General features: G+C 56.7%; 22 protein-coding genes. 10 read left to right on the top strand and 12 right to left on the bottom strand.

What is annotated here, in order from left to right:
• Positions 1-91: 91 nt before the first annotated feature.
• Together hglS and G442_RS0116190 are read right to left on the bottom strand one after the other, a co-directional pair.
• A complete protein-coding gene (gene hglS / locus G442_RS0116195) occupies positions 92-1492 on the bottom strand; it encodes a 2-oxoadipate dioxygenase/decarboxylase HglS (RefSeq protein WP_026398831.1) in 1401 nt (466 codons plus the stop codon).
• Between the two features lie 197 nt (positions 1493-1689).
• Complete coding sequence (locus G442_RS0116190; protein ID WP_026398830.1) at positions 1690-2601, bottom strand: LysR family transcriptional regulator; 912 nt, start codon at positions 2599-2601, stop codon at positions 1690-1692.
• 144 nt (positions 2602-2745) lie between these two features.
• Here G442_RS0116190 and G442_RS0116185 point away from each other — a divergent pair, with 144 nt between their 5' ends.
• A complete protein-coding gene (locus G442_RS0116185; RefSeq protein WP_026398829.1) occupies positions 2746-3519 on the top strand; it encodes an SDR family oxidoreductase in 774 nt (257 codons plus the stop codon).
• A gap of 217 nt (positions 3520-3736) precedes the next feature.
• On the opposite strand, the gene G442_RS25300 is transcribed toward G442_RS0116185, so the two are convergent.
• The 9 genes from G442_RS25300 to G442_RS22825 form a co-directional block, all read right to left on the bottom strand.
• On the bottom strand, positions 3737-4039 hold the full coding sequence (locus G442_RS25300) for a hypothetical protein (protein ID WP_026398828.1): 303 nt from the start codon (positions 4037-4039) through the stop codon (positions 3737-3739).
• On the bottom strand, positions 4033-4440 hold the full coding sequence (locus G442_RS25295; protein WP_026398827.1) for a glycosyltransferase family 32 protein: 408 nt from the start codon (positions 4438-4440) through the stop codon (positions 4033-4035). The genes G442_RS25300 and G442_RS25295 overlap by 7 nt, the downstream gene beginning before the upstream one ends.
• Before the next feature lie 450 nt (positions 4441-4890).
• Complete coding sequence (locus G442_RS25290) at positions 4891-5055, bottom strand: hypothetical protein (RefSeq protein ID WP_154660400.1); 165 nt, start codon at positions 5053-5055, stop codon at positions 4891-4893.
• A gap of 158 nt (positions 5056-5213) precedes the next feature.
• On the bottom strand, positions 5214-6656 hold the full coding sequence (locus tag G442_RS0116160) for an NAD-dependent succinate-semialdehyde dehydrogenase (protein ID WP_026398824.1): 1443 nt from the start codon (positions 6654-6656) through the stop codon (positions 5214-5216).
• Between the two features lie 8 nt (positions 6657-6664).
• The gene (locus G442_RS22835) at positions 6665-8131 is read right to left on the bottom strand and encodes an amidase family protein (RefSeq protein ID WP_246789496.1); all 1467 of its coding nucleotides are present in this window, start codon (positions 8129-8131) and stop codon (positions 6665-6667) included.
• Positions 8131-9498: an aspartate aminotransferase family protein gene (locus tag G442_RS0116150; RefSeq protein ID WP_307188552.1), complete on the bottom strand. Its 1368-nt coding sequence runs from the start codon at positions 9496-9498 to the stop codon at positions 8131-8133. The genes G442_RS22835 and G442_RS0116150 overlap by 1 nt, the downstream gene beginning before the upstream one ends.
• 505 nt (positions 9499-10003) lie before the next feature.
• On the bottom strand, positions 10004-11167 hold the full coding sequence (locus G442_RS0116145; RefSeq protein ID WP_161628385.1) for a carbohydrate porin: 1164 nt from the start codon (positions 11165-11167) through the stop codon (positions 10004-10006).
• A 466-nt stretch (positions 11168-11633) separates the two neighbouring features.
• The gene (locus G442_RS22830; protein ID WP_146882589.1) at positions 11634-12299 is read right to left on the bottom strand and encodes a hypothetical protein; all 666 of its coding nucleotides are present in this window, start codon (positions 12297-12299) and stop codon (positions 11634-11636) included.
• 176 nt (positions 12300-12475) lie between these two features.
• A complete protein-coding gene (locus G442_RS22825; protein ID WP_084440657.1) occupies positions 12476-13417 on the bottom strand; it encodes a helix-turn-helix domain-containing protein in 942 nt (313 codons plus the stop codon).
• Between the two features lie 62 nt (positions 13418-13479).
• Between G442_RS22825 and G442_RS0116130 the strand changes: the two genes are divergently transcribed.
• Positions 13480-15054 (top strand): 4-hydroxyphenylacetate 3-hydroxylase N-terminal domain-containing protein, encoded by a 1575-nt coding sequence (locus G442_RS0116130; protein ID WP_211229159.1) that lies wholly within the window; start codon positions 13480-13482, stop codon positions 15052-15054.
• Positions 15051-15590, top strand: coding sequence for a flavin reductase (locus G442_RS0116125; protein WP_051292431.1), 540 nt, complete (start codon positions 15051-15053; stop codon positions 15588-15590). Before G442_RS0116130 ends, G442_RS0116125 begins: the two co-directional genes overlap by 4 nt.
• 7 nt (positions 15591-15597) lie before the next feature.
• On the opposite strand, the gene hpaR is transcribed toward G442_RS0116125, so the two are convergent.
• Positions 15598-15993 carry a homoprotocatechuate degradation operon regulator HpaR gene (hpaR, locus tag G442_RS0116120; protein ID WP_051292430.1) on the bottom strand — a complete coding sequence of 132 codons (396 nt, stop codon included), beginning with the start codon at positions 15991-15993 and terminating at the stop codon, positions 15598-15600.
• 241 nt (positions 15994-16234) lie between these two features.
• Between hpaR and G442_RS0116115 the strand changes: the two genes are divergently transcribed.
• The 7 genes from G442_RS0116115 (at position 16235) to hpaI (ending at position 23200) form a co-directional block, all read left to right on the top strand.
• Positions 16235-16615 carry a 5-carboxymethyl-2-hydroxymuconate Delta-isomerase gene (locus G442_RS0116115; protein ID WP_026398818.1) on the top strand — a complete coding sequence of 127 codons (381 nt, stop codon included), beginning with the start codon at positions 16235-16237 and terminating at the stop codon, positions 16613-16615.
• 56 nt (positions 16616-16671) lie between these two features.
• On the top strand, positions 16672-18186 hold the full coding sequence (gene hpaE / locus G442_RS0116110; protein WP_026398817.1) for a 5-carboxymethyl-2-hydroxymuconate semialdehyde dehydrogenase: 1515 nt from the start codon (positions 16672-16674) through the stop codon (positions 18184-18186).
• Between the two features lie 71 nt (positions 18187-18257).
• Entirely contained in the window at positions 18258-19238 is a 981-nt protein-coding gene (gene hpaD, locus G442_RS0116105) for a 3,4-dihydroxyphenylacetate 2,3-dioxygenase (protein ID WP_026398816.1), read from the top strand.
• Positions 19239-19252: 14 nt separating this feature from the next.
• On the top strand, positions 19253-20707 hold the full coding sequence (locus G442_RS0116100; protein WP_026398815.1) for an NAD-dependent succinate-semialdehyde dehydrogenase: 1455 nt from the start codon (positions 19253-19255) through the stop codon (positions 20705-20707).
• Positions 20708-20724: 17 nt separating this feature from the next.
• Positions 20725-21588, top strand: a complete 864-nt coding sequence (locus tag G442_RS0116095; protein ID WP_026398814.1) for a fumarylacetoacetate hydrolase family protein — start codon at positions 20725-20727, stop codon at positions 21586-21588.
• A 9-nt stretch (positions 21589-21597) separates the two neighbouring features.
• Positions 21598-22410 carry a 2-oxo-hept-4-ene-1,7-dioate hydratase gene (gene hpaH / locus G442_RS0116090; protein ID WP_026398813.1) on the top strand — a complete coding sequence of 271 codons (813 nt, stop codon included), beginning with the start codon at positions 21598-21600 and terminating at the stop codon, positions 22408-22410.
• 4 nt (positions 22411-22414) lie between these two features.
• A complete protein-coding gene (hpaI, locus tag G442_RS0116085; protein ID WP_026398812.1) occupies positions 22415-23200 on the top strand; it encodes a 4-hydroxy-2-oxoheptanedioate aldolase in 786 nt (261 codons plus the stop codon).
• Positions 23201-23314: the final 114 nt, after the last annotated feature.

Below are 23314 nucleotides of genomic sequence, written 5' to 3'. Positions count from 1 at the left end.
AGTTACGCGGATGAGAGTGTGCGGGACTGCGGTCCGGAGCGGGAACAAGGGAGAAGCCGCGAAGGATGGCGCCGTCCCTTGATGAGCATGCTCAAAAAGACTTGGCGACGGTGCTCGAACGCTCGTTCAGGCTGGCTTTCGTCGCCTCAACGGAGCGGGCCTGCGCGGCGTCATACAGATCAAACTCGTCGATAAGGTCCGCGCCCAGAGCATTCGCGAACATTTCCCTGTTGGCGTTGGCGGCGTAGCTGCGGCGCTCTTGCCCTCCGAGATTGGACTGGAAAATTCCTGCAGCGCTGACGGGGAGAAAATCCTCGTAGATGATGGGCGTGGCGATCGCGTAACCGCGTTCCACCAGCGCTTCCGGGGGCATGGTGGTGACGTCCTCGGTGATGGTTTCGTCCGTCGGGGTATAACGGAAGTAGCCTAGGCCCTGCTGCCGGATGTCGTCGTAGTCGTCCGGGAAGTCGCGAAAAACCTCAGCCAGACGTGTCGGGTAATCGCTTGCGGTAGAGCCGGAGCCGCCCTTTTCCCGGACATCCGCCAGAAGGCGGTCATACAGCGCCCGTCCCTTGCGGGTCAGCGCGACGCCGCGTTGCTCTATTTCTCCGAACCGCGCGGTATGGACGCCTTTTTCCAAAGTTCCGTCTGTGGCCGGAAAGGAGATCGGTTCGTCGAGCGCCTTGAAACTCGTCTGGCGAAGAAGGATCGGACAGGCGCGGGGCGGAGGGCCCTCGATAACGTCCTTCGGCGAGACGCCGCGTGCAGGCATCTCTTTTTGAACCGTATCGATGTCCAGAGTGCGCGGCGTTAGGTGATTGATGTGCGGCCCGCGAAACGAGACGATGTCAGCGATCAGCCGATGCGTCGCGGAGAGACGCTCGTAGGTTTCAGCGTTGACTGACGCCTGCCCATGCCAGCGAAAAGTCTCGAGCGCCTCGCTCACAAAGAGATCGGCTTCTCCGGGTGTAAGGCCGCCTTCCTGCTCGGCCCGTTCGATCAGACGAAGTGCGCCTGGGGTGAAAATGTTGCGGCGAGACAGAATTGCGGCGACTTCCGAGCGCAAGGCCTCGTCCGTGATCAGATCGACGCGTAGCAGCGACGTGAAGACGCGAAACGGATTATGCGTCAGGCTGGCGTCGGTGATCGGACGAAACGCCGTGGAGTGGACCGGCATTCCTGCGACCGAAAGATCGTAGTAGCCGACGGGAGCCATGCCCATGATAGCGAATAGACGCCGCAGTGTGTGCAGTTCCTCCGGCGAGCCGACGCGAATGGCTCCGTGGCGCTCCAGACTGATACGGGAAAGTTCGCCGGTGCGTTCGAAGTCTGCCTGAAGGTCCGGGCGTCTGCGTAATGTGGCTTCGTTTACGTCAGCGACCAGATCCAGAAGGACGCCGTAAAGTGGCACCTCCTTTTTGTACATTACAGACATCGCAGCCGAAAATTGCGACCGGATGTCGTCCGGGTGCATATGTGCAGAGTGAGTCATGACATGCCGTCCTGCAAACAGGTGAGGTTTCGGAGCAAAAAAGCTTTCTGCGCGAAATGCTTGCGCGTGAGCGGCGCCGGATAGAATTCACGTTCATGTCAGCAGTATGCTGAACTCCGCGCGCCACGATCAGAATGATGCGTCGTGTGAGTGTTTCCAGCGGGGAATCTCTGCGCGTTCATGAGTTGCGCCATCGTTTACGTAGCGTCGCAGTCGAGATGCGGACGGAGAAGCGCATCCAGCCAGTCCGCAAAGACGTGAAGGCGGCCGGAGAGATGTCTGCGGTGCGGATAGAGCAATGTCATGGGTATCGCCTCGGCTGGATAATCCGACAAAATCTCGATCAGTTCGCCCCGATCAATATGACCGCGCACGTCGTAGAGAGGAGCTTGCGCCACGCCGAGACCGGCAATGCAGCATGTGATCATGGCTTCGGCGCTGTTGACTGTCACGCGACCTGACAGCGCTATGGAGTGAAGCTTCCCGCTTTCCTCCCACTCCCAGGGCTCAACCCGTCCATTCGATGGCGATGCATAGCGCACGGCATCGTGTCCGACGAGTTCGTGCGGCGTCTTCGGCTGTCCCTTGAGGGCGAGATACGCCGGGCTGGCGACGTTCGCCATGCGCAGCATTCCTATTTTCCGCGCGACCAGAGCAGAGTCCTGCAACGCTCCGACGCGCAGGACGCAGTCGGCGCCGTCCTCGACAAGATTAACGACGCGGTCTGTGACGTCGAGGTCAATATCGACGTCCGAATACCGTTCGAGAAAATCCGGCAGCGCGGGCGCTACGATAAGCCGTCCGATACGTCCGGGGAGACTGACGCGCAGCACGCCCCGGACGCGGTTGCGTTCTGTCAAAAACAGGGCCTCTGCTTCTTCCATGTCGGCGATCAGCCGCTGACAGTGTTCGTAGAACAGACGCCCGTCGGGCGTGACCGAGACTGATCGTGTGGTGCGTGACAGGAGGCGGACGCCAAGCCGCGCCTCCAGTTCCATGATTGCGGCGGAAACCGACGAACGCGGCATGTTCAGGGCGTCCGCCGCACGGGAAAAACTGACGGTGTCTGCTACACGCACGAAGATGCGAAAGAGGTCTATCCGGTCCAAGCGCGCTTCCCGTCTTATTGTTCGTCAAACCTGACCAGAGTTGTCAGAGTGAGCGTATTTATACGTCAATTCTGGACGATATGGTCATAAACGTAGCGCCGCTTGCCGACATGACCGGCGCTTTCGAAGCAGGGAGAGACTGACATGGTCGACCATTCTATTGCGGGCAAGACGGCCTTTATCGCCGGCGGCGGCAAAAACCTCGGGGCGTTGATCGCCAGGGATCTGGCTGCGCATGGGGCGAAAGCGATCGCCATTCATTATAACAGCGAGAGCAGTCGGCTGCAGACGGAGCAAACGCTGAGCGAACTGAAGGCTGCGGGCGTCGAGGCTGTGGCGTTTCGGGCTAACCTGACGGCTTCAGGGGCTACAGAGAAATTCTTCGCAGACGCCGTCGCTGCTATCGGTCGGCCTGACATAGCGATCAATACGGTCGGCAAGGTGCTGAAGAAGCCAATAGTTGAGACAAGCGAGGAAGAATTTGATTCGATGTTCGCGATCAACGCGAAAGTCGCATATTTTTTCATCAAGGAAGCAGGCATACACCTTAACGATCACGGAAAGCTGGTTACGGTGGTTACGTCGCTTCTGGGCGCTTACACGCCGTTCTATTCGACCTATGCAGGCTCTAAAGCCCCTGTTGAGCATTTCACCCGCGCGGCATCCAAAGAGTTTGGCGCGCGCGGGGTTTCCGTGAATGCGGTCGGCCCTGGTCCGATGGACACACCATTCTTCTATGGGCAGGAAGGGGCAGACGCCGTCGCCTATCACAAATCCGCGGCCGCGCTGTCAGCGTTCAGCAAGACCGGCCTGACGGATATCGAAGATATTGCGCCTCTGATCCGTTTCCTCGTTTCCGATGGGTGGTGGATCACAGGGCAGACCATTTTGGCGAATGGCGGCTATACGACGAAATAGTGCCTGTTGCACGCCAGCACCAAGCACGATGCTGGCGTGGCTATCCGCTTATGCGAGGCCGTCTGCGTAGGTTGCGCAATAATCAAGCGCCGATCGCGCCCACCAGCTTTGCGGGTGTGGGCGGTCGAAGCATGTTCCCTGCGACAGCCATTGCGTCACAGTAGTCTCGGACGACCTCATTTGGGAGTCCGGTGACGCACGCATGACCAGCTTCAAGTCAGGCTGTGTGCCAGGACGGCAGGCGCTGCTTGTAGGGGGGCGCGAACTGGTGGATGACCCGGTCGAACATGATGTGGTCGTAAATTTTTATAGTTTGGTTGGGCTTCTCGCCGATCAGCGAGTGGTGCGCGATCCGTGAAAGCGCTCGATTGAATATGCCCGGGCCGGTCTTGTAGGCGATGAACAGGCCGTGATGAAGGTAGCAGTTTCGGTACAACGACAGCAGACAGTCCTGACCAATGATGCTGTTGCGCACGCTGCCGTAGAAATCGTTATGAACAACGCCGTTGTCGGTCAGCAACAGAACGTTCTGTGCAGTTTGTTCGCGCAGGAAGTTAACGCTTTCTTCATCCCGGAGCCGGATATCGGCGTCAGCCACCAGCCACCAGCCACCAGCCACCAGCCACCAGCCACCAGCCACCAGCCGCCGTAAAGCTGCATTATATGCACGCGGAGAAAATCGGCGGCCTCAGCGGGATGCCTGGCGCCGAGGAACAGCCCCCGCGCTTCGACTCCATAGTTTTGATAAAGCCACTCGGTTGCGTGGTCCTTGTTGAAAACCTGATAATCCAACCCTTGAATCTGGCGGTGATAGTCAAAATTCTCCTGAATTTCGGTCGGCGGATTCTGGTCCCAATACATGTAGACGCGGAACGGGATGCGCGACGAATCCAAGGCTGCCCCGTCCAGCAATCCCGGCATGTACTGACGCACGAGGCCAAGATACAGGCTGTCGATTTCCTAGCCGGTATGAAACTCTTCAAAGGCGTTACCGATGGTTCGCGGTCCCCTTTCCCCGTCACGGTCGCGCCATGCAGCTTCAATTCCCTGAATATAGTTGGCGAATGGAAGGTTGAGGCGACGCAAGGCTTCAATTTCATCCTGCGGCGCCCGGCATCCTCCCTTCAGGAGGCATAAGAGGCGGGCCTGCAGTAGCGACTGCGCCAGGGGGTAAACGCCCGGGTCGCGCGGGTGCATACGAAAGGCGAGGCCATAAATCGCTGCGGCGCCGCTGAAGTTCTGATTGGTATGGAGAATGTTGGCGACGGTGAACGCGTCGTGCAGGTTCGGCAGTCCGTGGGCCTCGAAATAGGCCTTGGCCTGCGGATCAGAGCCTATCTGGGCAAGATCGTAAGCCGTAGGCTCTGCGGACTAGAAAATAGAAGATTCCGTCGTGGCTTCTTCTGTAGGCGCCAAAATATTGTTCATGTTGCTCTCGAAGCTCCGCGAATAATCGTCAGCCGGCAGGTTGCCGGTCATGGGCCACGTCATGCTGCCGGACGCGCGCCCGTGCTCGGAAGCAATGTTGGGGGGCATGAAATATCGTTCCCGCATCGGAATGTATGTGCGGGCTGATCTTACGTGCCGCCGCCTTTGTCGTCCATTGCGGACACCTTTGGCGGGCGCCAAAATTGAATGAAATTCCGCGGAGAGAACAAACCACGAAGCGTCGGACATCGCCGACGCTTCGTGGTTCAGAGGACTGTCTTGTGGGTTACGAACCGGGTCTCCAGATAAGGCTCGATCGCCTCCGCGCCGCCCTCCGATCCGTAGCCGGAATCGCCGATGCCGCCGAAAGGCGTTTCCGGCAAGGCGAGCCCCAGATGATTGATTGTCAGCATTCCTGACCGGACCTCGTCACGCAGACGGGTGGCTGTCACGCCGGACCGGGTGAAAGCGTAGGCCGCAAGCCCGTAATCCAGCCGATTGGCTTCCTTCAAGGCTGTGTCGATGTCTTCAACCGGGGTAATCAGGGCGACCGGGCCGAACGGCTCCTCGTTCATGATCTGCATATCCGGCGTCAAACCCGTGACGACAGTCGGCTGGAAAAAATACCCGGCGTTCCCCATGCGGCCGCCGCCTGTCTCGACGCGGGCGCCCAGCGAGGTCGCGTTGTCGATCAAGGTTTCGATCGCGCTGACGCGACGCTCATGCGCTAGCGGCCCCATGGTCGTCGTTGCGTCGAGTCCGTCACCGGGCTTTACGGCCGATACATGGGATAGAAAACGATCAAGGAAACCATCATAGGCCGGACGCTCGACAAGAAACCGTGTCGGAGAGACGCAGACCTGCCCGGCGTTACGGAACTTGGACGCCGCCAGCAACGCCGCCGCCTGATCCAGATCGGCGTCAGCAGCGACGATCACCGGCGCGTGGCCGCCCAGTTCCATCGTGCTCCGCTTCATATGGCGACCAGCCATTGCGGCCAACTCGCGTCCGACGGCGGTAGACCCCGTGAAGCTGATTTTGCGGATCGCAGGGTCTGGAATGAGGCGGGACGATATCTCCGCAGGAACGCCATAAAGCAGCGAGAGCACGTCTCCTGGCAATCCGGCGTCGATAAAGGCCTGCACGAGAGCCGCCGGAGACGCCGGTGTTTCCTCCGGCGCCTTGAGAATGATGGAGCACCCGGTCGCCAGAGCTGCGCCGAGCTTGCGGGCCGCCTGACTGATTGGGAAGTTCCAGGGGGAGAAGCCGGCGACCGGCCCGATCGGCGTACGCAGCACCATTTGCGTTACGTCCGGGGCTCTCGGCGGCACGAGGCGTCCATAGGCGCGCCGCCCTTCCTCAGCAAGCCAGTCCAGAATGTCGGCCGACCCAAGGATTTCCGTGCGGGCTTCCACCAGAGGCTTGCCCTGCTCGACGGTCATCAGACGCGCAATCGTATCAACCCGTTCGCGCAGCAAGGATGCAGCCTGGCGGATCACGTTGTAGCGTTCGAACGCCCCGACGCGGCTCCACGCGGCGAAACCTTTCCGCGCGGCGTCGACGGCGCGCGCAATATCGGCTTCGCCTGCGCGGGCGACTTGCCCGATGACGAGGCCTGTAGCCGGATTGACGACGGGAAGGGTTTGGCCGTCATCGGCAGGTCGCCATGCGCCGTCAATGAACAGGCGTGTGTCTGGATATGCGCTCATGGTTCGCTTCAGTTCGGTTTCGTCGCAGCGAGTTTCGCCGCAATCCGTGAAGGCGCATAGGCGCCTTCGGTGATCAGGCCCTGCAGGGTCTCGCAAATTCGCAGAACTGTCACGTCGTCCTGCGAGCGCCCGCCGATTTGCATTCCAATGGGAAGTCCCGTGGATGAAAAACCGATCGGCAACGATGCGGCCGGTTGTCCGGTGAGGTTATTAAGGAAAGCAAAACCACCCCATTCCAGCCAGTCCGGCCAGGATGAATCAGGCACGGTTTTTCCGGCTTCGAATGGCAGGATCGAGACGGAGGGAGACAGAACAATGTCGAAATTTTCGAACATCTGCCCGGCCTGCTGCCGATATCCGATGCGGCGGAGATGAGCGTCGGCTACCTCATCAGCGCTCAGGAGACGTCCTTTTGTCGCTTCCTGCCAAAACTCCGGATCGACCTGCGCAGCCTGCTCCGGGGGCAGATTCTTCAGGGCCTGCCAACCGCGTGAGCGCCAGAGAGTCCGGTAGGTCGGGCGCCAGTCCTCGAATACGGGCGCAGCACGAATGTCGGCGCCTGCCTGAGTTGCGATGGCGACGGCGCGACGGAAGGCGTCGCGGATTTCCGGATCGACCGGCAGAAACCCAAAATCCTCGGTCACGCCTATCCGAAGACCCGCCAGGGGCAGAGGGCCCGCAAGAAACGCGCCGGATTCGGCGGGGGCGAAGCTGTAGGGATCGCGCGGGTCGTAGCCTTCCAGCACCGAGAGCATGAGCGCGGCGTCAGCGACGGAACGGGTCAGCGGTCCGTAATGGGAAAAATCGGAATAATGCACGCCCATCGGCCACTGAGGCACCCGGCCAAAGGTCGCCTTCATGCCGAATACGCCGCTGAAGCTCGCCGGCACGCGGATCGAACCGCCGCCGTCGCTGCCGAGTGCGAGGGGGCCGCAACCCGAGGCGATGGCCGCTCCCGCGCCGCCGCTGCTTCCGCCCGGCGTGACGTGCGGATTGTGCGGGTTGCGGGTCACTCCCGTCAGAGGCGAGTCCGTGACGGCCTTCCAGCCGCCCTCACAGGTCGTGGTGCAGGCGAAGATGACTGCGCCTGACGCCCGGATACGGCGGGCGGAGGGACAGTCCTCGGCCGCGGGGGGCTGCCCGATGGACAACCGTGATCCCCGGCCCGGTATCCAACCTTTCACCAGGGCCGTGTCCTTGATCGACACCGGAACGCCCTCGAGCGGCCGCGTTGGCAAACCTGCGCTCCACGCCCGCTCTGACATCTGCGCCGAGGCGAGGGCGTCGTCGTCGTCGATATGCACGAACGGATTCAGCGTGTCCTGCATGGCGTGGGCGCGCGTCAGCACAGCCTTGGTGACGTCAACGGGAGAAAACCTCTTCGCCGCATAGCCGGACAGCAGAGCGCGGGCATCCAGATCGCAAAGATCCTGAACTGGCGCTGCTGAACTTCCTGACGAAGAGACGGTGGACATCACAGCATTTCCTTCGCCGTTTCATCGAGAGCGCTGTGGAGGGCGGTCAGGATGGCGTCAATCTGATCCTTTTCGACGATCATCGGCGGGCAAAAAGTAAGCGCGTCGCCAGCGGCGCGCGATATGACGCCCTTGTTCTGAAGAATGGCGGCGGCACGTTTGCCGAGCGCGCCCGCTGGGTGGCGCGATGATTTGGCGCCCTTGTCCGTGACCAGTTCGACGGCTGCGATCAGGCCAAGACCGCGCACTTCTCCGACCAGCGGATGATCGGAGAGCGTGCGGAGGCCCTCCTGCAGAGCGGGCGCAATATCGCGGACATGACCAACGATATTGCGCTCTTCGAGAATGTTGAGATTTTCGAGTGCGACTGCCGCCGCGACCGGGTGTCCACCCCCGGTGAAGCCATGACCGAACGTGCCGATCGTATGCGTCTCGTCAGCGATCGGCTCGAACACGCGTTCATTGAGCAGGATCGCCGAGATCGGCTGGTAGGAGGACGACAATTGTTTGGAAAGCACCATGATGTCCGGCTTGATGCCGAACGTCTCGCACCCGAACATGTTGCCGGTTCGCCCGAAACCGCAGATTACTTCGTCCGCGATGAGCAGAATGCCGTATTTCGAGAGGACGGCCTGAATCTTCTCCCAGTATGTCGCCGGTGGCGCGATTACGCCGCCTGCGCCCATGACGGGTTCGCCGATGAACGCGGCGATAGTTTCCGGCCCTTCCTTGAGAATCAGTTCTTCAAGTTCTGTGGCGAGGCGCGTCGCGAACGCTTCCTCGCCCTCGCCGGGCTGCGCCTCGCGCCAATGATGTGGCGTGGAGACATGGAGGAACCCCGGTAGAGGCAGGTCGAAGGAGCGGTGGTTTACTGGCAGGCCCGTCAGGCTTCCCGACGCGACCGTGATGCCGTGATAGCCCTTCTTGCGTCCGATGAATTTTTTGCGTTGTGTCTCGCCAAGAGCGTTTGAGCGGTACCAAAGCATTTTCACGACCGTGTCGTTGGCTTCCGACCCGGAGTTGGTGAAGAAAACCTTGCTCATGGGAACCGGCGCCATACCGACCAGCTTCTCCGCCAGATCGACCATCGGGTTGTGACCCTTCTGGCTGAAAGCGTGATAATAAGGCAGCCGATTCAACTGTTTGATCGCCGCATCGACCAGACGCTGCTCGGAAAAACCCAACCCGACGGACCAGAGGCCGGCCATGGCTTCTATGTAACGATTGCCTGCGTTGTCGAACACATAAACGCCTTCACCACGCTCCATGAGCAGCGAGCCGCTTTGCAGGTTGGCGCGCGCATCCGTCAGGGGATGCATCACATACCGCGCGTCGCGCTGCTCGGCGGACAACTGATCGTCGCTCAATTTCTGCTCCATTCGGTAACAAAGTGTCATAATATGCGCCGGAGACAGCATCTGGTCGGCGGCCGTCCCGACGTCCGTGCTCTGACGGAAGACCAATCGCAGTCCTCGCCCGCGGCTGCTGGCTTGTCGCGCGGGATAGTAGATATCGTTGCTAAAGTTTATCAAGCCTCGACGCCGCGATACCGTGATGACGCCGATCCTTGACGGCTGTGGCTTCAGGGGAAGCGTCGTGCATGAGCACGGTCTCCGAGCCGAGGCTGCGCACGAATTCGGAGGCGCCTCCAACTCATCGCCACGAAAACACGGTGTGATCCGCAATGGACGGGAACCGGACGTGAGGAGCCGCGATACTCTGCTAGCCCGACTGTTGTAATTCCGTCCGAGCGCCTTCCTGAGTGAGTCGTTATGATCGGGAGCAATGAGATCGCATGTTTGCGCGATGTGGTCGGACGAGGAAACGCGGGGGTCCGACCATGTCTCGCCAACTTCAGGACCGAGGATTTGGTCAGTGAGCGGAAAGTCCAGACAGAAAGCCCATATCGATCATCAGCTGTCCGGCAAGAACGACTCCATTGGAGCTGATCTTTTTCGCTGACGGATTATAGTAATTGTCCGGATTGAATATGTACTGAATGCTGGGTTCGAACGCCACTCCGGGATAAATCGAGATGTGCCCGCTGGCTTCCAGACGCATAATGTCCTGCGATCCCATTCGTGGATCTCCGCCAGCCGCTATGCGGAGATTTCGTTGATAGAGCATTTGATGTCTGGACGCCCTGACATAGCTGAACTTGATCTGCTCTCTATCCAGAAGGCGTCCGAAAAGGCCATGGTAGCTGAACCCGCCTTCGGCGAGCGCCTTGAATGGCGCCGAGGGGTCGGCCGCAAAGCCGAGAGTTCCAAAGACATTAAGACCTTTGGGGATAGGTGAAAGAACCGGATGGTTGTGATCGCGGCGCCAGATGAGTTGCTGGCCACGAAATTCGGCGCCGGCACGCCCATAATGCGTCGTTTTGGTATAGGGGTCAGTATACTGAGAACTGTTATAAAATCCGGATAATTGATAGCGGCCGCCGTAGAGATGCGTCACCTGCAGTCGTCTGTAATTGAAACCGCCAAGCAAAAGATAGCCGGAGGCCGTGCGGGTGTCCCAGCGCCACCCGTTTCCGTGTTGAAAATACTGATTCAGGTTGGCCTCAAAGGCTCCGGCTTCGAAGCTGACGTCGTTAAACATGCGGGCCGTGACATACCCGCCCCATGTCGCATATGGAGGCGGAAGTATACCGGCGGAAGCCTGCATGATCGGATCCGTGCAATTCAGGACGTTATCGCAGTTGTTGAAGAAAAAATACCGCCTCGGATGAGTTCTGCCGACAGAAAAATTAACGCGATTATGAAAGAGTTTTTGTTGATACGTAAGAAGAGCAAGCCACCCTCCCGCGATATCGTTATGCTGATCTATGCCCGCGAAATAGCTGCCGACCGCGCCCGCCCATGCTGGGCCCGCCGGGTAACCGCCATTCGCGGTTGGGCGAAAGAGAATCTCCTCGAAATGTATCTCGCCGCCCTTTACGCCGATGATTTTCTGAAGATTGGCGTCCAGACCTAAAGCGATTCCGGTTCCGAGAGAAAATCGACCAGGCCGAGGACCGGTATCAGGATTGGTCATATAGAGTTGGTTGAAAATGGCATGCGGGGTCAATCCGATGCGGCGAAGAAAGCGTCCCAGAAACGTAAGAGGGCCTTTCGGCGGCCGAGACTCGGGCAACGTCAGAAGCGGTGCGCCGGCCAAAACCTGGGGAGGGAGCTCGGATGGGACCAGCGTAATCGGCCCCTGGACGTTTTCGTAACGAATCTGCAAATCTTTTGCGACGCTGGTTGAGTCCCAAAAGTGACTGCTGGAGGATGTTTTCGGGAACTGAGCCGCGTTTTGCGCACGGGCGGCGCCTGACGTGGCGGTTGCCAGGAGCGAAAGGCTGAGCAACCCAGCCCGTAACCGCGTTGCCTGGTCGGACGAAAGCATTCGCCCCGAATGGACGAAGTTCATGAAACACTCCTCCCTGACTGAATTTTTTTGTTATTCAGACAGAAGCGTATGAGGGATGGGGTAGACGCGTTATTGTCAGGCGGCCGTATCAGGCGGCTCGTGGCGTCCGGGCGCCTGGGTCGGACGCGAAAGAAAGAATCGCTCCCAACGCGATTCCTAAGTAGGCGGCAAAAACGACGCGCCACATATTTGGCAGAAGGAATGTAATCGTGTGAGCCGGTGTCCAGAAAAAAATCAGGCACAGGAAAACTATTTTCGCCCATCTGGCGAAGCCCTGAGAGCGCATATACTCGACCGGATTTTTTACGCCCTCATCGATCATTCGATCAGTAATAAAGTGAGTCAGCATCATAAAGAAGCCGTATCCTGAAAAAACATTCATCCAGGCGCTGATTGCGAATGCGGTAATCGCCTTCGAGGGAGAACTCGCGCTGACAAGCCAGCGGACGCCTGAATCGAGAATCATAAACGACGTCGCAATCCACACGCCGAAGCAACCCCAGATAAGGGCGCGCAGAATCAGGTGGTCAGGCATCCATGTGCCTTGGGTTATACGCTTTTTAAGACACTCGCCAAATGTAGCCAAAAGTAGAAATTTTACATAAGCGAGAATAAACGGATGATCGTGTACGTTTTGGACGAGGTAGATCACCAACCATGTAACCAACGCCAAATACAGAACGGCAAGCAGGTCATGCATTTGCAATCCCATGCTTCGTCGTGGCGCAAGGGTATGTTGTAGGTTTTCAGACATTGAAGGCCGCCTTTTTCTTTTTATTCAGCGTGACTTCGCCCGTGTTCAGGCAGAAAAAACTTACATGAATCTCCTGACAGATGTTCGGGCGTCGAACGCGTCGCACTGCCGTCTAGTCCCGGAGTTTAGAATAATTTGATTATCATGTTAACTAAAAAAATGAACGTTAAGCAACCTCACGTAAGCGTGTTCTCTGACGCGGCCGCCGGTGGACGGTTTTTGGCGTTTTCCGCCCATCGGCGCCTCCACTCTCGTGGGGAAAACCCGCATGAGGTATGAAAGAAGCGTGAAAAATAAGCAGCGTCCGGAATTCCGACTTCTGCTGCTATCGCCTCTACGGGACGAATCGTAAACGCAAGAAGCCGCTTGCTCTCAAGCAGCCTGCGATCAATGATCAATCGTTTGAGACTTTGACCAAAAGCGGTCTGCGCCGCACTGTTGATCTGATAAGGCGTGAGAGCGAGTTCATGGGCATAGTCATTGACCGTCCACGGTTCACGGAATCGCTCTTCGATTAAGCATCTGATTCTGGCGGCGGCGCTGCTCTCATCATGGGTCCGCGGCGCGTTAGTTAACGATACGACTTCGCCAAAAACTGCGATCGCAATACCTCGAATTACGCTTTGAGAGGTTTGGGGAGCGCTCTTGTAACGCTCGTACCCGACCTGCATTAGCGTGGTCATGAGCGGTGTCGGGGGAGCGTATCCAAGGGCACCCAAAATCAGCGGGGTTCTGGTTGCCGCACTCTTAAATAGAGGATCAGAATCAGTATAGCTGTTGGCGAGAGAAAAAACGATGGCGTCGGAGTCTGACGATACATCGAAGCCGTGAACCACCCGCGCGGGAATAAAAAGAAACATGGGCGCTTGAAACTCGATAAGACGATCCTCAATGGCGTAAGCGCCAGAGCCTGAGGTCCATAGACATAATTGGCAGATCTGTTCATGTCTGTGCGCCGGGACATGGCCGTTATGGATCAATTTACGATCCATAACCTTTTCAACATGCACAAAACCTATGTCGTCAGTTTTTTGATCGACGCCGTATGTCAGGAAATTTGGAATATCAGGCTTCTGGCGCATTTCAAAAAAATCCAAGTTTTTCTTTTTTTTCTGCATTCCCGAACGATGGGGGAAAGCATACCATAAAAAGCAATAATAATGACAAAGGATGTTCGAAAATGAGCGATGCAGCCGAGATGCGACTCTCGAAAGGCAACGAGCTGAACCGGACGAAACGCCCTTTTACTGGCGCGGAATATCTAGAATCGCTCCGTGATGGGCGCAATGTCTATATAGACGGAAAGCGCATAGATGACGTCACTACGCATCCGGCGATGCGCAATTCTGCACGCTCGATAGCGCGCCTATACGACGCGCTCCATGATGAGCAGCAAAGTAAAACGCTGACCACCCTCACCGATACGGGCAATGGAGGGTTTACGCATAAAAGCTTTGTGTCCCCCAAATCAGTCGATGATCTTGTCGGTCAACAGCAGGCGATAGCTGGCTGGGCCAGAATGACCTACGGCTGGATGGGCCGGACTGCGGACTACAAGGCGGCTTTGACCAATACTCTGGGGGTCAACGCGGAGTGGTATGGTCCTTTCGCAGATAACGCCCGCGCGTGGTATGCGAAAACACAAGAGCAAGTTCTCTTCCTTAATCACGCGATTGTAAACCCGCCCATCGATCGGCATAAGCCGGCTGAAGAGGTCAAGGATGTCTTCGTCCATATAACGAAGGAGACGGACGCTGGCATCTATGTCTCTGGAGCGAAGGTCGTCGCGACCTCGTCCGCTTTGACTCATTATAACCTTCTCGCCCAGAGTTCTGCGACAGTCACAGAAGATCCTTCGATGTCGGTGACGTTCATCGCTCCGATGAACGCGCCGGGCATAAAAATGATCTGTCGTACCTCATATGAAGAAACGGCAAACAGGGTGTCCTCGCCCTTCGACTACCCGCTGTCGTCACGTTTTGACGAAAATGACGCTATTCTCGTGCTCGATAACGTGTTCGTGCCATGGGAGGATGTCCTGATCCTCCGGGATGCGAAGAAGATCCTGTCTTTCCCGATCGGCTCCGGCTTCATGCAGGGGTATTGCTTTCAGGGATGCACGCGGTTCGCGGTCAAGCTGGACTTTCTTGCGGGCGTGCTTGCGAAGGCGCTTCGCTGCACCGGGGGCGACGCCTTTCGTGGCAATCAGGCGGCGTTGGGGGAGGTCATCGGGCTACGTCACCTGTTCTGGTCTCTCTCCAACGCCATGGCGCGAGCGCCGCAGCAGTGGCACAACGGAGCAGTGCTTCCCAACCTTGAAGCCGCGCTGACCTACCGGGCTTTCATGTCGGACGCATACCCGCGAGTCATCGACCTGGTGCGTCGTTGTGTGGCGTCCGGGCTTATCTATCTTCCCTCTTCCGTGAAGGATTTCTCCAACCCAGAAATCGACGGATACCTTGCCCAGTATGTGCGCGGCTCAAACGGCATCAGCCATAAGGAGCGTATCAAGGTCATGAAGCTCCTGTGGGATGCGACTGGCACGGAATTCGGCGGTCGTCATGCCCTCTACGAGCTGAACTACGCGGGAAGTCCCGAAGATGTCCGCTTGCAGATACTGAAAGGAGCCGAGCGCGGATCGGTATTGCGTCAAATGGAAGAACTCGTGGACACCTGCATGAGCGATTACGACGAAAACGGTTGGACTGGGGAAACGTGGTTACAGCCGGTAGGGGCTGGGGGAGGCGCGCAATGAATTCCACGCATGAACAGCAACGCGGGGCGTCCAGCGTGAAGTCCGCCCAACTCGAGTTCCGCGCGGCGATGGCGAGAGTTGGCGCGTCGGTGAACGTCATTACATCTGCCGGAAGCGCAGGGCGTGGCGGCTTTACTGCGACGGCCATGTGTTCCGTGAGCGACGATCCGCCGACGCTGCTTGTTTGCATGAACCGGCGATCCGCGCAGTGCGATCTGTTTCTCCAGAATAAAGTATTCTGTGTGAACGTGCTCGGTCACGAACACGTCGATCTTGCCGGGTATTTCGCAGGCAAGGTGGCGGATATGGAAGAGCGTTACGCGTCAGGCATGTGGGAGAAATTGCCCTCTGGCAACCTTGCTCTGACGGGGGCGATCGCGTCCTTCGACTGTAAAATCGCGGCGCATCACGTCGTTGGCACGCACTACGTAATATTCGGCGAGGTTCAGGACATTCGTTGTTCGGCGGTAGGTCATCCGCTTCTTTATCTGGATCGAGCTTTCGTCGGCGCGACGGTGGGCGTCGCGCCGAACTGACCATACCTCAGAACTGAGCCAGTTCGTCGAGAAGGCCCAGGAGCAGGTTGATTTTCTCCTTGCCAAAATACGCTTCTATTTCTTTGTAAACCTTTATCCTGTCAGGAGAAATTTTGCGAAATGCCTCCTCGCCGGGCGCCGTCAGCGTGAAGAGATAGCGCCGACGGTCTGATGAAGACTGCACGCGCGTCACCAAATCGCGGGTTTCCAAATTAGCAAGGATGCGCGTCAGGCTGGGGGGGAGGATGAATGCTTTCTCTGCGAGTTGGGCGGCGTCAAGCGTCGAATGCTCGTTCAGAAGCCGGATAACGCGCCATTGTTGGGACGTGAAATCGTGCTCAGCCAGCATGGGCCGAAAGCGGGACATAAGGGCCTCTCGGGCTCTGAGGAGCGCGATCGGCATGGCCTTGGTCGCTTCGTGAGGTAGCTCGGAGGCTGGGTTGGATGCGGGGGACTTAGTGTCGCGCGGGGCCGACGGGCGCTTCAGGGGGGGCATGCTTAGCCTCGGCAGGGAACGTTCTGAAAAGAATATCATGAACTGTAAAATGAGGAAGCGTAACGTAAATGTGAGGACACGAATAGGCCGGTTGGTTGTTATAATGTTAACACGTTAATTAAATTGTCTCGAAAACAGGAGGCTCTTCGTGCCGCACCTCTCTATCGAGTATTCTGCGAACCTGCGGGAAAGCGTGGACCTGACGACGCTGTGCGTCCGATTGCGAGATGCGATCCTGGAAACGGGTTTGTTTGAAGTAGGTGCGGTTCGTGTTCGGGCGTTCGAGGCGTCGGCTTGGGCGGTGGCGGATATGCTTCCAGAAAACGCGTTCATCGATATGTCTTTTCGAATCGGAGAAGGTAGAACGCTCGACGAAAAGAAGCGCGCGGGTGAAGCAATTTTTTCCACCGCCGCCATGGTGACCGGACAGCTCCTAGAAAAATCTAACTTTGCTCTTTCTCTTGAGATTCGAGAAATAGATTCTCGATTAAGTTGGAAAAAAAATTCAATGCACGGCCGCCTTCGTTAAGAAGATAGCATGGCGAAAAACAAAAGAACGAAAATAAGTAAAGCAGGAGATCTGGTATGGCGACGTTGCAGGAAAACATAAACAAAGCGGAGCAATATATCGCGCATATTCGGGAAACGGGCGTTCTCAACCGTATAGGTGGGAAGGAGCGCCCAGCTTTTGGTGGCGAGTTTTTTGAAACCATCTCTCCAATCGATCTCAAGCCGCTTGCCTCCGTTGCAAGGGGCGATGAACGAGATATCGATCTGGCGGCAAAGGCTGCAAAAGCCGCACAGCCCGGGTGGACCGCGTTAAGCGGGCCGAAACGTCGAGAAATCCTGCACGCGATAGCTAATGCCATTGAAGCTCGTGCGGAAGAAATTGCGTTTCTGGAGTGCTTGGATACCGGTCAGTCTCTGCGGTTTATGTCAAAGGCGGCTTTGCGTGGCGCAGAAAATTTCCGGTATTTCGCGGACAAGGCGCCCGCCGCCCGAAACGGACTGTCACTGCCCGCCTCTGGACAGGCGAATGTGACGACGCGAACTCCGGTCGGACCGGTGGGTGTCATCACGCCATGGAATACTCCCTTTATGCTTTCGACATGGAAGATCGCGCCTGCTTTGGCCGCCGGATGTACCGTCGTTCACAAGCCTGCTGAATTTTCACCGATCACTGCATCACTTTTACTTCGAATTGCTGAAGACGCCGGGTTGCCACCGGGTGTGTGGAATCTTGTAAACGGATTTGGTGAAGATGCTGGAGCTGAACTGACGCGGCATCCGGATATCAAGGCGATAGCTTTTGTAGGAGAAAGCGGCACCGGGTCGCTGATCATGAAGCAGGCCGCAGATACTTTGAAGCGTTTTCACTTTGAACTAGGAGGAAAGAATCCGATCGTAGTCTTCGCAGACGCGGACCTTGAGAGAGCGGCAGATGCAGCGTTGTTCATGATTTACTCCCTCAACGGGGAACGGTGCACGTCGTCATCGCGCCTCCTTGTGGAAGCGAGCATTTATGAAAGGTTCACGGCCACTCTGGCTGAGCGTGCGAAGAATATAAAAGTAGGGCATCCGCTCGATCCAACGACCGTTGTAGGACCTCTTATTCATCCCGTTCACGAGAAAAAGGTTCTTGAATATATAGAAATCGGGAAAACGGAAGGCGCGACCGTCGCCGCAGGGGGCGAAAAATTCTCTGGCCCTGGCGGCGGATGTTACGTCGCGCCTACACTTTTTACAAATGCGACGAACAACATGCGCATTGCGCAAGAAGAGATTTTTGGCCCTGTGCTGACAGCGATTCCCTTCGCGTCGGAGGATGAGGCAGTTCGTCTTGCGAATGACACCCAGTACGGCCTGGCCGCTTACCTTTGGACTTCGGATGTCACAAGATCGTTTCGCGTGTCAGAAAAGTTGGATGCTGGCATGATCTGGGTGAATTCTGAAAATGTGAGGCATCTCGATACTCCATTTGGTGGCGTCAAAGCATCCGGTATCGGTCGTGACGGTGGAGACTGGTCGTTCGATTTCTACATGGAGACCAAAAATGTCTCCTTCGCTACAACGGAACACGTCATTCCACGCCTCGGATAACGTTTCCTTCGAGTTAAGTAAGAAAAACAACATGTCGGCGGCCGAGAGCCGACTTATCAGGAAGCAGGACCATGGCTCTAGAACCGTTCAATTTATATCCTGATTTTAATATCGTTCGTCTTAGTCACGTCAATTTTTCTGTGACCGATCTGGCTCGCAGTCGGGCGTTCTACGCGGACACTCTGGGGTTACAGATCACGGACGAAGACAGTGAACATATCTACCTCCGGGCTATGGAGGAACGGGGACACCATTGTATGGTGCTCACAAAAAGCGACGTCGCCGAAGTCAGATCCCTGTCATTCAAGGTTTTTTCTGAATTGGATCTGGATAAGGCGGCTGAATATTTTCGCGCGCTGGAGCACTTGGTGGAGTGGGTTGACAGGCCTTATCAAGGTCGCACGTTTCGTACGCATGACAACGCCGGAATTCCGCTTGAGTTCTATTTCAAGATGGATCGGTTGGCGCCTATCCATCAAAAATACGCCCTCTATCACGGCGTGAAGCCGCTGCGCATAGATCATTTCAACTGCTTCTCGAGCGACGTCGACAAATCTGTTTCATTTTACAACAAAATGGGTTTCAGAACCACGGAATACACGGAAGACGAAGAGTCTGGTCGGTTGTGGGCGGCATGGATGCACCGGAAAGGCGGCGTTCATGACATGGCCTTTACCTGTGGCAGGGGACCGCGACTGCATCACACGGCATTCTGGGTTCCAACTCCCCTCAATATCATTGATCTGCTCGATCTTATGGCTACGACTGGTTATGTCGCGAATATCGAACGTGGCCCTGGCCGGCACGGCATATCTAACGCCTTCTTTCTATATGTTCTTGATCCGGACGGTCACCGAATTGAAATTTATTGTTCAGACTATCAGACGGTGGATCCGGATAACGAACCGATTCGCTGGAATCTGAAAGACCCTCAGCGGCAGACCCTTTGGGGGGCTCCGGCTCCCCGGTCGTGGTTCGAGCACGGTAGCTTGTTTTCAGGCGTTGGCGTCGAAGAGCCGGTTGTGACGGCGAGCCCGATTATCGCCCCATAATTAGGACAACGGTAATGGAATTGCGGGATCCTTCTCTGCTGCGTGAAGCGGCCCTGGTTGCCGGACATTGGATTGAATCGCGGCCGAAATCCGGCCGCACAATTTTCAATCCCGCTACTGGGGATGCGGTAGGGCGGGTTCCTGAGGTCAGTGACATTCAGGTAAACGAGGCGATAGATGCCGCGGTGGTCGCCCAACGGGCATGGGCCCGCGTCACGGCGGGTCGGCGCGCCGAGATATTGCGGCATTGGTATCAACTGATCCTTGAAAACAAAGACGACCTTGCGCTGATTATGACTCTGGAGCAGGGAAAGCCTTTGGCTGAAGCAGCCGGAGAGATTCAATATGGCGCCAGCTATGTTCTCTGGTTCGCAGAAGAAGCTCGCAGACTTTACGGGGAAATAATCCCTGGGCATCAGGAGGACAAGCGTCTTCTGGTCATCAGGCAGCCTGTCGGTGTTGTGGCTGCTATTACGCCATGGAATTTTCCCTGCGCGATGATCACGCGTAAAGTGGCGCCCGCTCTGGCGGCGGGATGCGCTGTCGTGCTGAAGCCTGCAGAGCAGACCCCGTTTTCAGCGATCGCGCTTGCTGTTCTTGCGGAGCGCGCTGGACTCCCGACGGCGCTGTTCAGCGTCGTCACGGGCAATGCGGTCGAAATTGGCGGGGTCATGACGTCCAGTCAGAAAATTCGAAAACTGACCTTTACGGGCTCTACTGCGATCGGTGCCCTTCTTTATGGACAATGCGCGCCGACAATAAAAAAGCTGAGTCTGGAGCTTGGGGGAAACGCTCCCTTTATTGTTTTTGACGATGCGGACCTAAATGTAGCGGTTGAGGCTGCCATATTGGCAAAATTTCGCAATAATGGACAAACATGTGTTTGTGCTAATAGAATATACGTTCAAAAAAATATTTATGACAAATTTTCTGAAGCTTTCAGCGAAAGAGTTCAGGAGCTTTCCGTCGGAAATGGTCTGGACCCGAATGTGTTGCTTGGGCCGCTTATAGACGAAAGGGCCTTGTTGAAAGTGGAGGGGCATATCGCTGACGCTTGTAACAACGGAGCCGAGATTCTTGTTGGTGGGAAGAGACACAAACAAGGCAGACTTTTTTTTGAACCGACGGTTCTTAAAGGTGTCACGGCACAGATGCGTATTACGCATGAGGAAACTTTTGGGCCAGTGGCGCCGATTATCCGGTTCGATACAGAGGACGAGGCGATTTCGGTCGCCAACGATACGGAGTTTGGTCTGGCGGCCTATTTCTGCACCAACGATGCGTCCCGTGTTTTTCGCGTAAGCGAAGCGCTTGAGTGTGGAATCGTTGGCGTAAATACGGGCGCCGTGTCTACGGCAGAAGCGCCCTTTGGCGGGCGTGGAATGTCCGGTATCGGACGTGAAGGTTCGCGTCATGGAATCGAAGATTATACAGAATTGAAATATATTTGCGTTGGGTCTGTCGGTTAAGGAAGAAGGGGGGCAAAGTGACTGCTAGATTGATAACATTCTCGACTGGTGGTGAAACTCGATACGGGCTGTGGCGTCCCGAGGGAATCACGGATCTCTCCGCTGTGTTCGGGGAGCGTTGGTCGACTCTCAAGGAGGTGATAGAAGCAGGCACACTGACGGAGATCGTCGAAACTGCCCCAGATCGAATTGATTTTCAGGAATCGGAAATTGAATTTTTGATTCCGGTAACAAATCCAGAGAAAATTATTTGCGTGGGAGTGAATTTTCCGGATCGTAACGAAGAATACAAAGACGGACAAACAGCCCCAAAAAATCCGTCCCTGTTTATTAGATTCCCGCGTAGCTTTGTTGGTCACAAGCAGGCTCTGCGACGTCCACCCGAATCGCCTCAGCTTGATTACGAGGGCGAGATTGTCGTGGTCATCGGCAAGGCAGGACGTCGAATCCCGGAAGATAAGGCGCTTGAGCATATTGCCGCATTGAGCCTTTGCAACGAAGGCACTATTCGCGATTGGGTAAGGCACGCCAAGTTCAACGTCACGCAAGGAAAGAACTTTGACGGCACGGGCTCTATTGGGCCGTGGCTCGTTCCCTTTGTTTCTGAAGAGCAGATTCGCGATGCGAAACTGATAACGCGCGTGAACGGGGAAACCCGACAGCATGACAGAACAGGTCGGATGATTTTTTCATTCCGTAAGATAATTTCCTATATTTCTACGTTTACGACACTTGTTCCTGGAGACGTTATCGTCACCGGGACGCCGACAGGCGCCGGCGCGCGTCTGGAACCGCCTGTGTGGTTGAAACCCGGAGATGTTGTGGAAGTTGAGGCTACCGGACTCGGTCGTCTGGAAAACTCCATTGCGGATGAGGAATAGGGAGGCGACATGCTGACATCGGAGCAGATATTGTCGGCCGCTGAGTCTCTGGATGAAGCGGAACGTACCAGAAAGCAGATCGGGTTGCTTTCCCTCAAATATCCGGACGCTGCTCTTGAGGATGCGTATGCGATTCAGGATGCATGGATAAGAAAAAAACTTCTGTCAGGCCGAAGAGTCATCGGCTGGAAGATTGGCCTTACTTCTCGCGCGATGCAGTGCGCCCTTGGAATTGATACCCCCGACTCGGGCGTACTTTTTGACGATATGCTGTTTGAAGATGGCGCGAGTATCGCCGCAACGCGCTTCATCCAGCCGCGGATTGAAGCGGAGCTTGCCTTTGTCTTCAAGCGGGATCTGACGGGTGACGCGATCTCTTCTTTCGACGTGCTCGCTGCGACGGACTATGTGGTCCCCGCGCTGGAGATTCTGGATACACGGATATTGCGCGTTGATCCCACCACAAAGACTCCGCGCTCCATCATAGACACTGTGTCAGATAACGCGGCGAACGCGGGCATTGTGCTTGGCGGGAGCAGGCATCACGTCGATGATGTCGATATGCGCTGGGCAGGAGCTATGGTTTCTCGTAACGCAGTGGTAGAAGAAACCGGGCTTGGCGCCGGTGTTCTCAACCACCCGGCGCGGGGCATTGCGTGGCTTGCGGCGCGCCTGAAACAGTATGGCGGCAAGATCGAGGCGGGGCAGGTCGTGCTTTCCGGTTCCTTCATACGGCCGGTCGAAGCCAGGCCAGGCGACACCATAGTCGCTGATTACGGGAAGCTTGGAACCATAAGCTGCTTTTTTGAAAGGAACGCGTAAAGCCATGCCTGCTCCGTCAAACGCCTTCAAGGCGTCTCTAGGGGGGGATAAGCCCCTCATCGGACTCTGGCTTGCGTTGGCGGACGCCTACACGGCGGAAATCTGTGCTGGAGCCGGATATGACTGGCTTCTTGTGGATGGTGAACACGCTCCTAACGATATTCGCAGCATCATGCGGCAACTGCAGGCCATTGTGGCGGGGCGAGGACAGGCCGTTGTGCGCCCTGTAGCGCCCGAAACATGGATGATAAAGCAGATACTCGATGCGGGCGCGCAGACGATCCTCGTGCCTATGATTGAATCGGCCGAGCAGGCGGCGGAAATGGTGCGCGCCGTGCGCTATGCTCCGGCAGGAAAACGCGGCGTGGGCGCCGCGTTGGCCAGAGCATCGTCGTTCAATCGGCTTCCGGATTATCTGCAAACGGCTGACGAAGAAATTTGTCTGCTATTGCAAGTGGAGAGCCGCAGGGGCCTTGCTGCGCTCGATGATATACTTAAGGTCGATGGCGTTGATGGCGTCTTTATCGGCCCGGCAGATTTGGCGGCCGATCTTGGACATCGCGGAAATCCGGGGCATGTCGATGTTCAACGCCACGTCGAGGCGGCGCTCCATACCATTATGGACGCAGGGAAACCGGCCGGAATCCTGTCAAGCAATCTGTCTCTGTCGCAGCGCTATGTCGAGATGGGCGCGCGGTTCGTAGCGATCGGCAGTGATGTGGGAATACTCGCGGGCGGCACGCAAAGACTATGCGAGGATTTTCGTAAAAGCGTCCTGAACCCGCCCTGATTCCTGATCTTCGTCAGGGAGGCAGTCCGGCGCCGCGATGGGGCGGGGCCTGTGTGATGTGCATGTCCAGACGTTAAGATCGGCGCCTGGCGGATATCGCGGCACACGCTGTGG

Source organism: Acetobacter nitrogenifigens DSM 23921 = NBRC 105050, from assembly GCF_000429165.1.
Lineage (GTDB): Bacteria > Pseudomonadota > Alphaproteobacteria > Acetobacterales > Acetobacteraceae > Acetobacter > Acetobacter nitrogenifigens.
The sequence above is the reverse complement of the archived record's forward strand: the minus strand, read 5'-3'. Positions and strand labels throughout refer to the sequence as shown.

Excerpts from the sequence above, each read along its gene's own strand:
- G442_RS22835 (WP_246789496.1), bottom strand. The coding sequence starts at position 8,131 with ATGTCCACCGTCTCTTCGTCAGGAAGTTCAGCAGCGCCAGTTCAGGAT.
- hpaE (WP_026398817.1), top strand. The coding sequence starts at position 16,672 with ATGGCGACGTTGCAGGAAAACATAAACAAAGCGGAGCAATATATCGCG.
- G442_RS0116185 (WP_026398829.1), top strand. The coding sequence starts at position 2,746 with ATGGTCGACCATTCTATTGCGGGCAAGACGGCCTTTATCGCCGGCGGC.
- G442_RS0116130 (WP_211229159.1), top strand. The coding sequence starts at position 13,480 with ATGAGCGATGCAGCCGAGATGCGACTCTCGAAAGGCAACGAGCTGAAC.
- hpaD (WP_026398816.1), top strand. The coding sequence starts at position 18,258 with ATGGCTCTAGAACCGTTCAATTTATATCCTGATTTTAATATCGTTCGT.
- G442_RS0116160 (WP_026398824.1), bottom strand. The coding sequence starts at position 6,656 with ATGAGCGCATATCCAGACACACGCCTGTTCATTGACGGCGCATGGCGA.
- hpaR (WP_051292430.1), bottom strand. The coding sequence starts at position 15,993 with ATGCCGATCGCGCTCCTCAGAGCCCGAGAGGCCCTTATGTCCCGCTTT.
- G442_RS22830 (WP_146882589.1), bottom strand. The coding sequence starts at position 12,299 with ATGTCTGAAAACCTACAACATACCCTTGCGCCACGACGAAGCATGGGA.
- G442_RS0116125 (WP_051292431.1), top strand. The coding sequence starts at position 15,051 with ATGAATTCCACGCATGAACAGCAACGCGGGGCGTCCAGCGTGAAGTCC.
- hpaH (WP_026398813.1), top strand. The coding sequence starts at position 21,598 with ATGCTGACATCGGAGCAGATATTGTCGGCCGCTGAGTCTCTGGATGAA.
- G442_RS25290 (WP_154660400.1), bottom strand. The coding sequence starts at position 5,055 with ATGCCCCCCAACATTGCTTCCGAGCACGGGCGCGCGTCCGGCAGCATG.
- G442_RS0116100 (WP_026398815.1), top strand. The coding sequence starts at position 19,253 with ATGGAATTGCGGGATCCTTCTCTGCTGCGTGAAGCGGCCCTGGTTGCC.
- hpaI (WP_026398812.1), top strand. The coding sequence starts at position 22,415 with ATGCCTGCTCCGTCAAACGCCTTCAAGGCGTCTCTAGGGGGGGATAAG.
- G442_RS22825 (WP_084440657.1), bottom strand. The coding sequence starts at position 13,417 with ATGCAGAAAAAAAAGAAAAACTTGGATTTTTTTGAAATGCGCCAGAAG.
- G442_RS0116145 (WP_161628385.1), bottom strand. The coding sequence starts at position 11,167 with ATGACCAATCCTGATACCGGTCCTCGGCCTGGTCGATTTTCTCTCGGA.
- G442_RS25295 (WP_026398827.1), bottom strand. The coding sequence starts at position 4,440 with ATGCCGGGATTGCTGGACGGGGCAGCCTTGGATTCGTCGCGCATCCCG.
- hglS (WP_026398831.1), bottom strand. The coding sequence starts at position 1,492 with ATGACTCACTCTGCACATATGCACCCGGACGACATCCGGTCGCAATTT.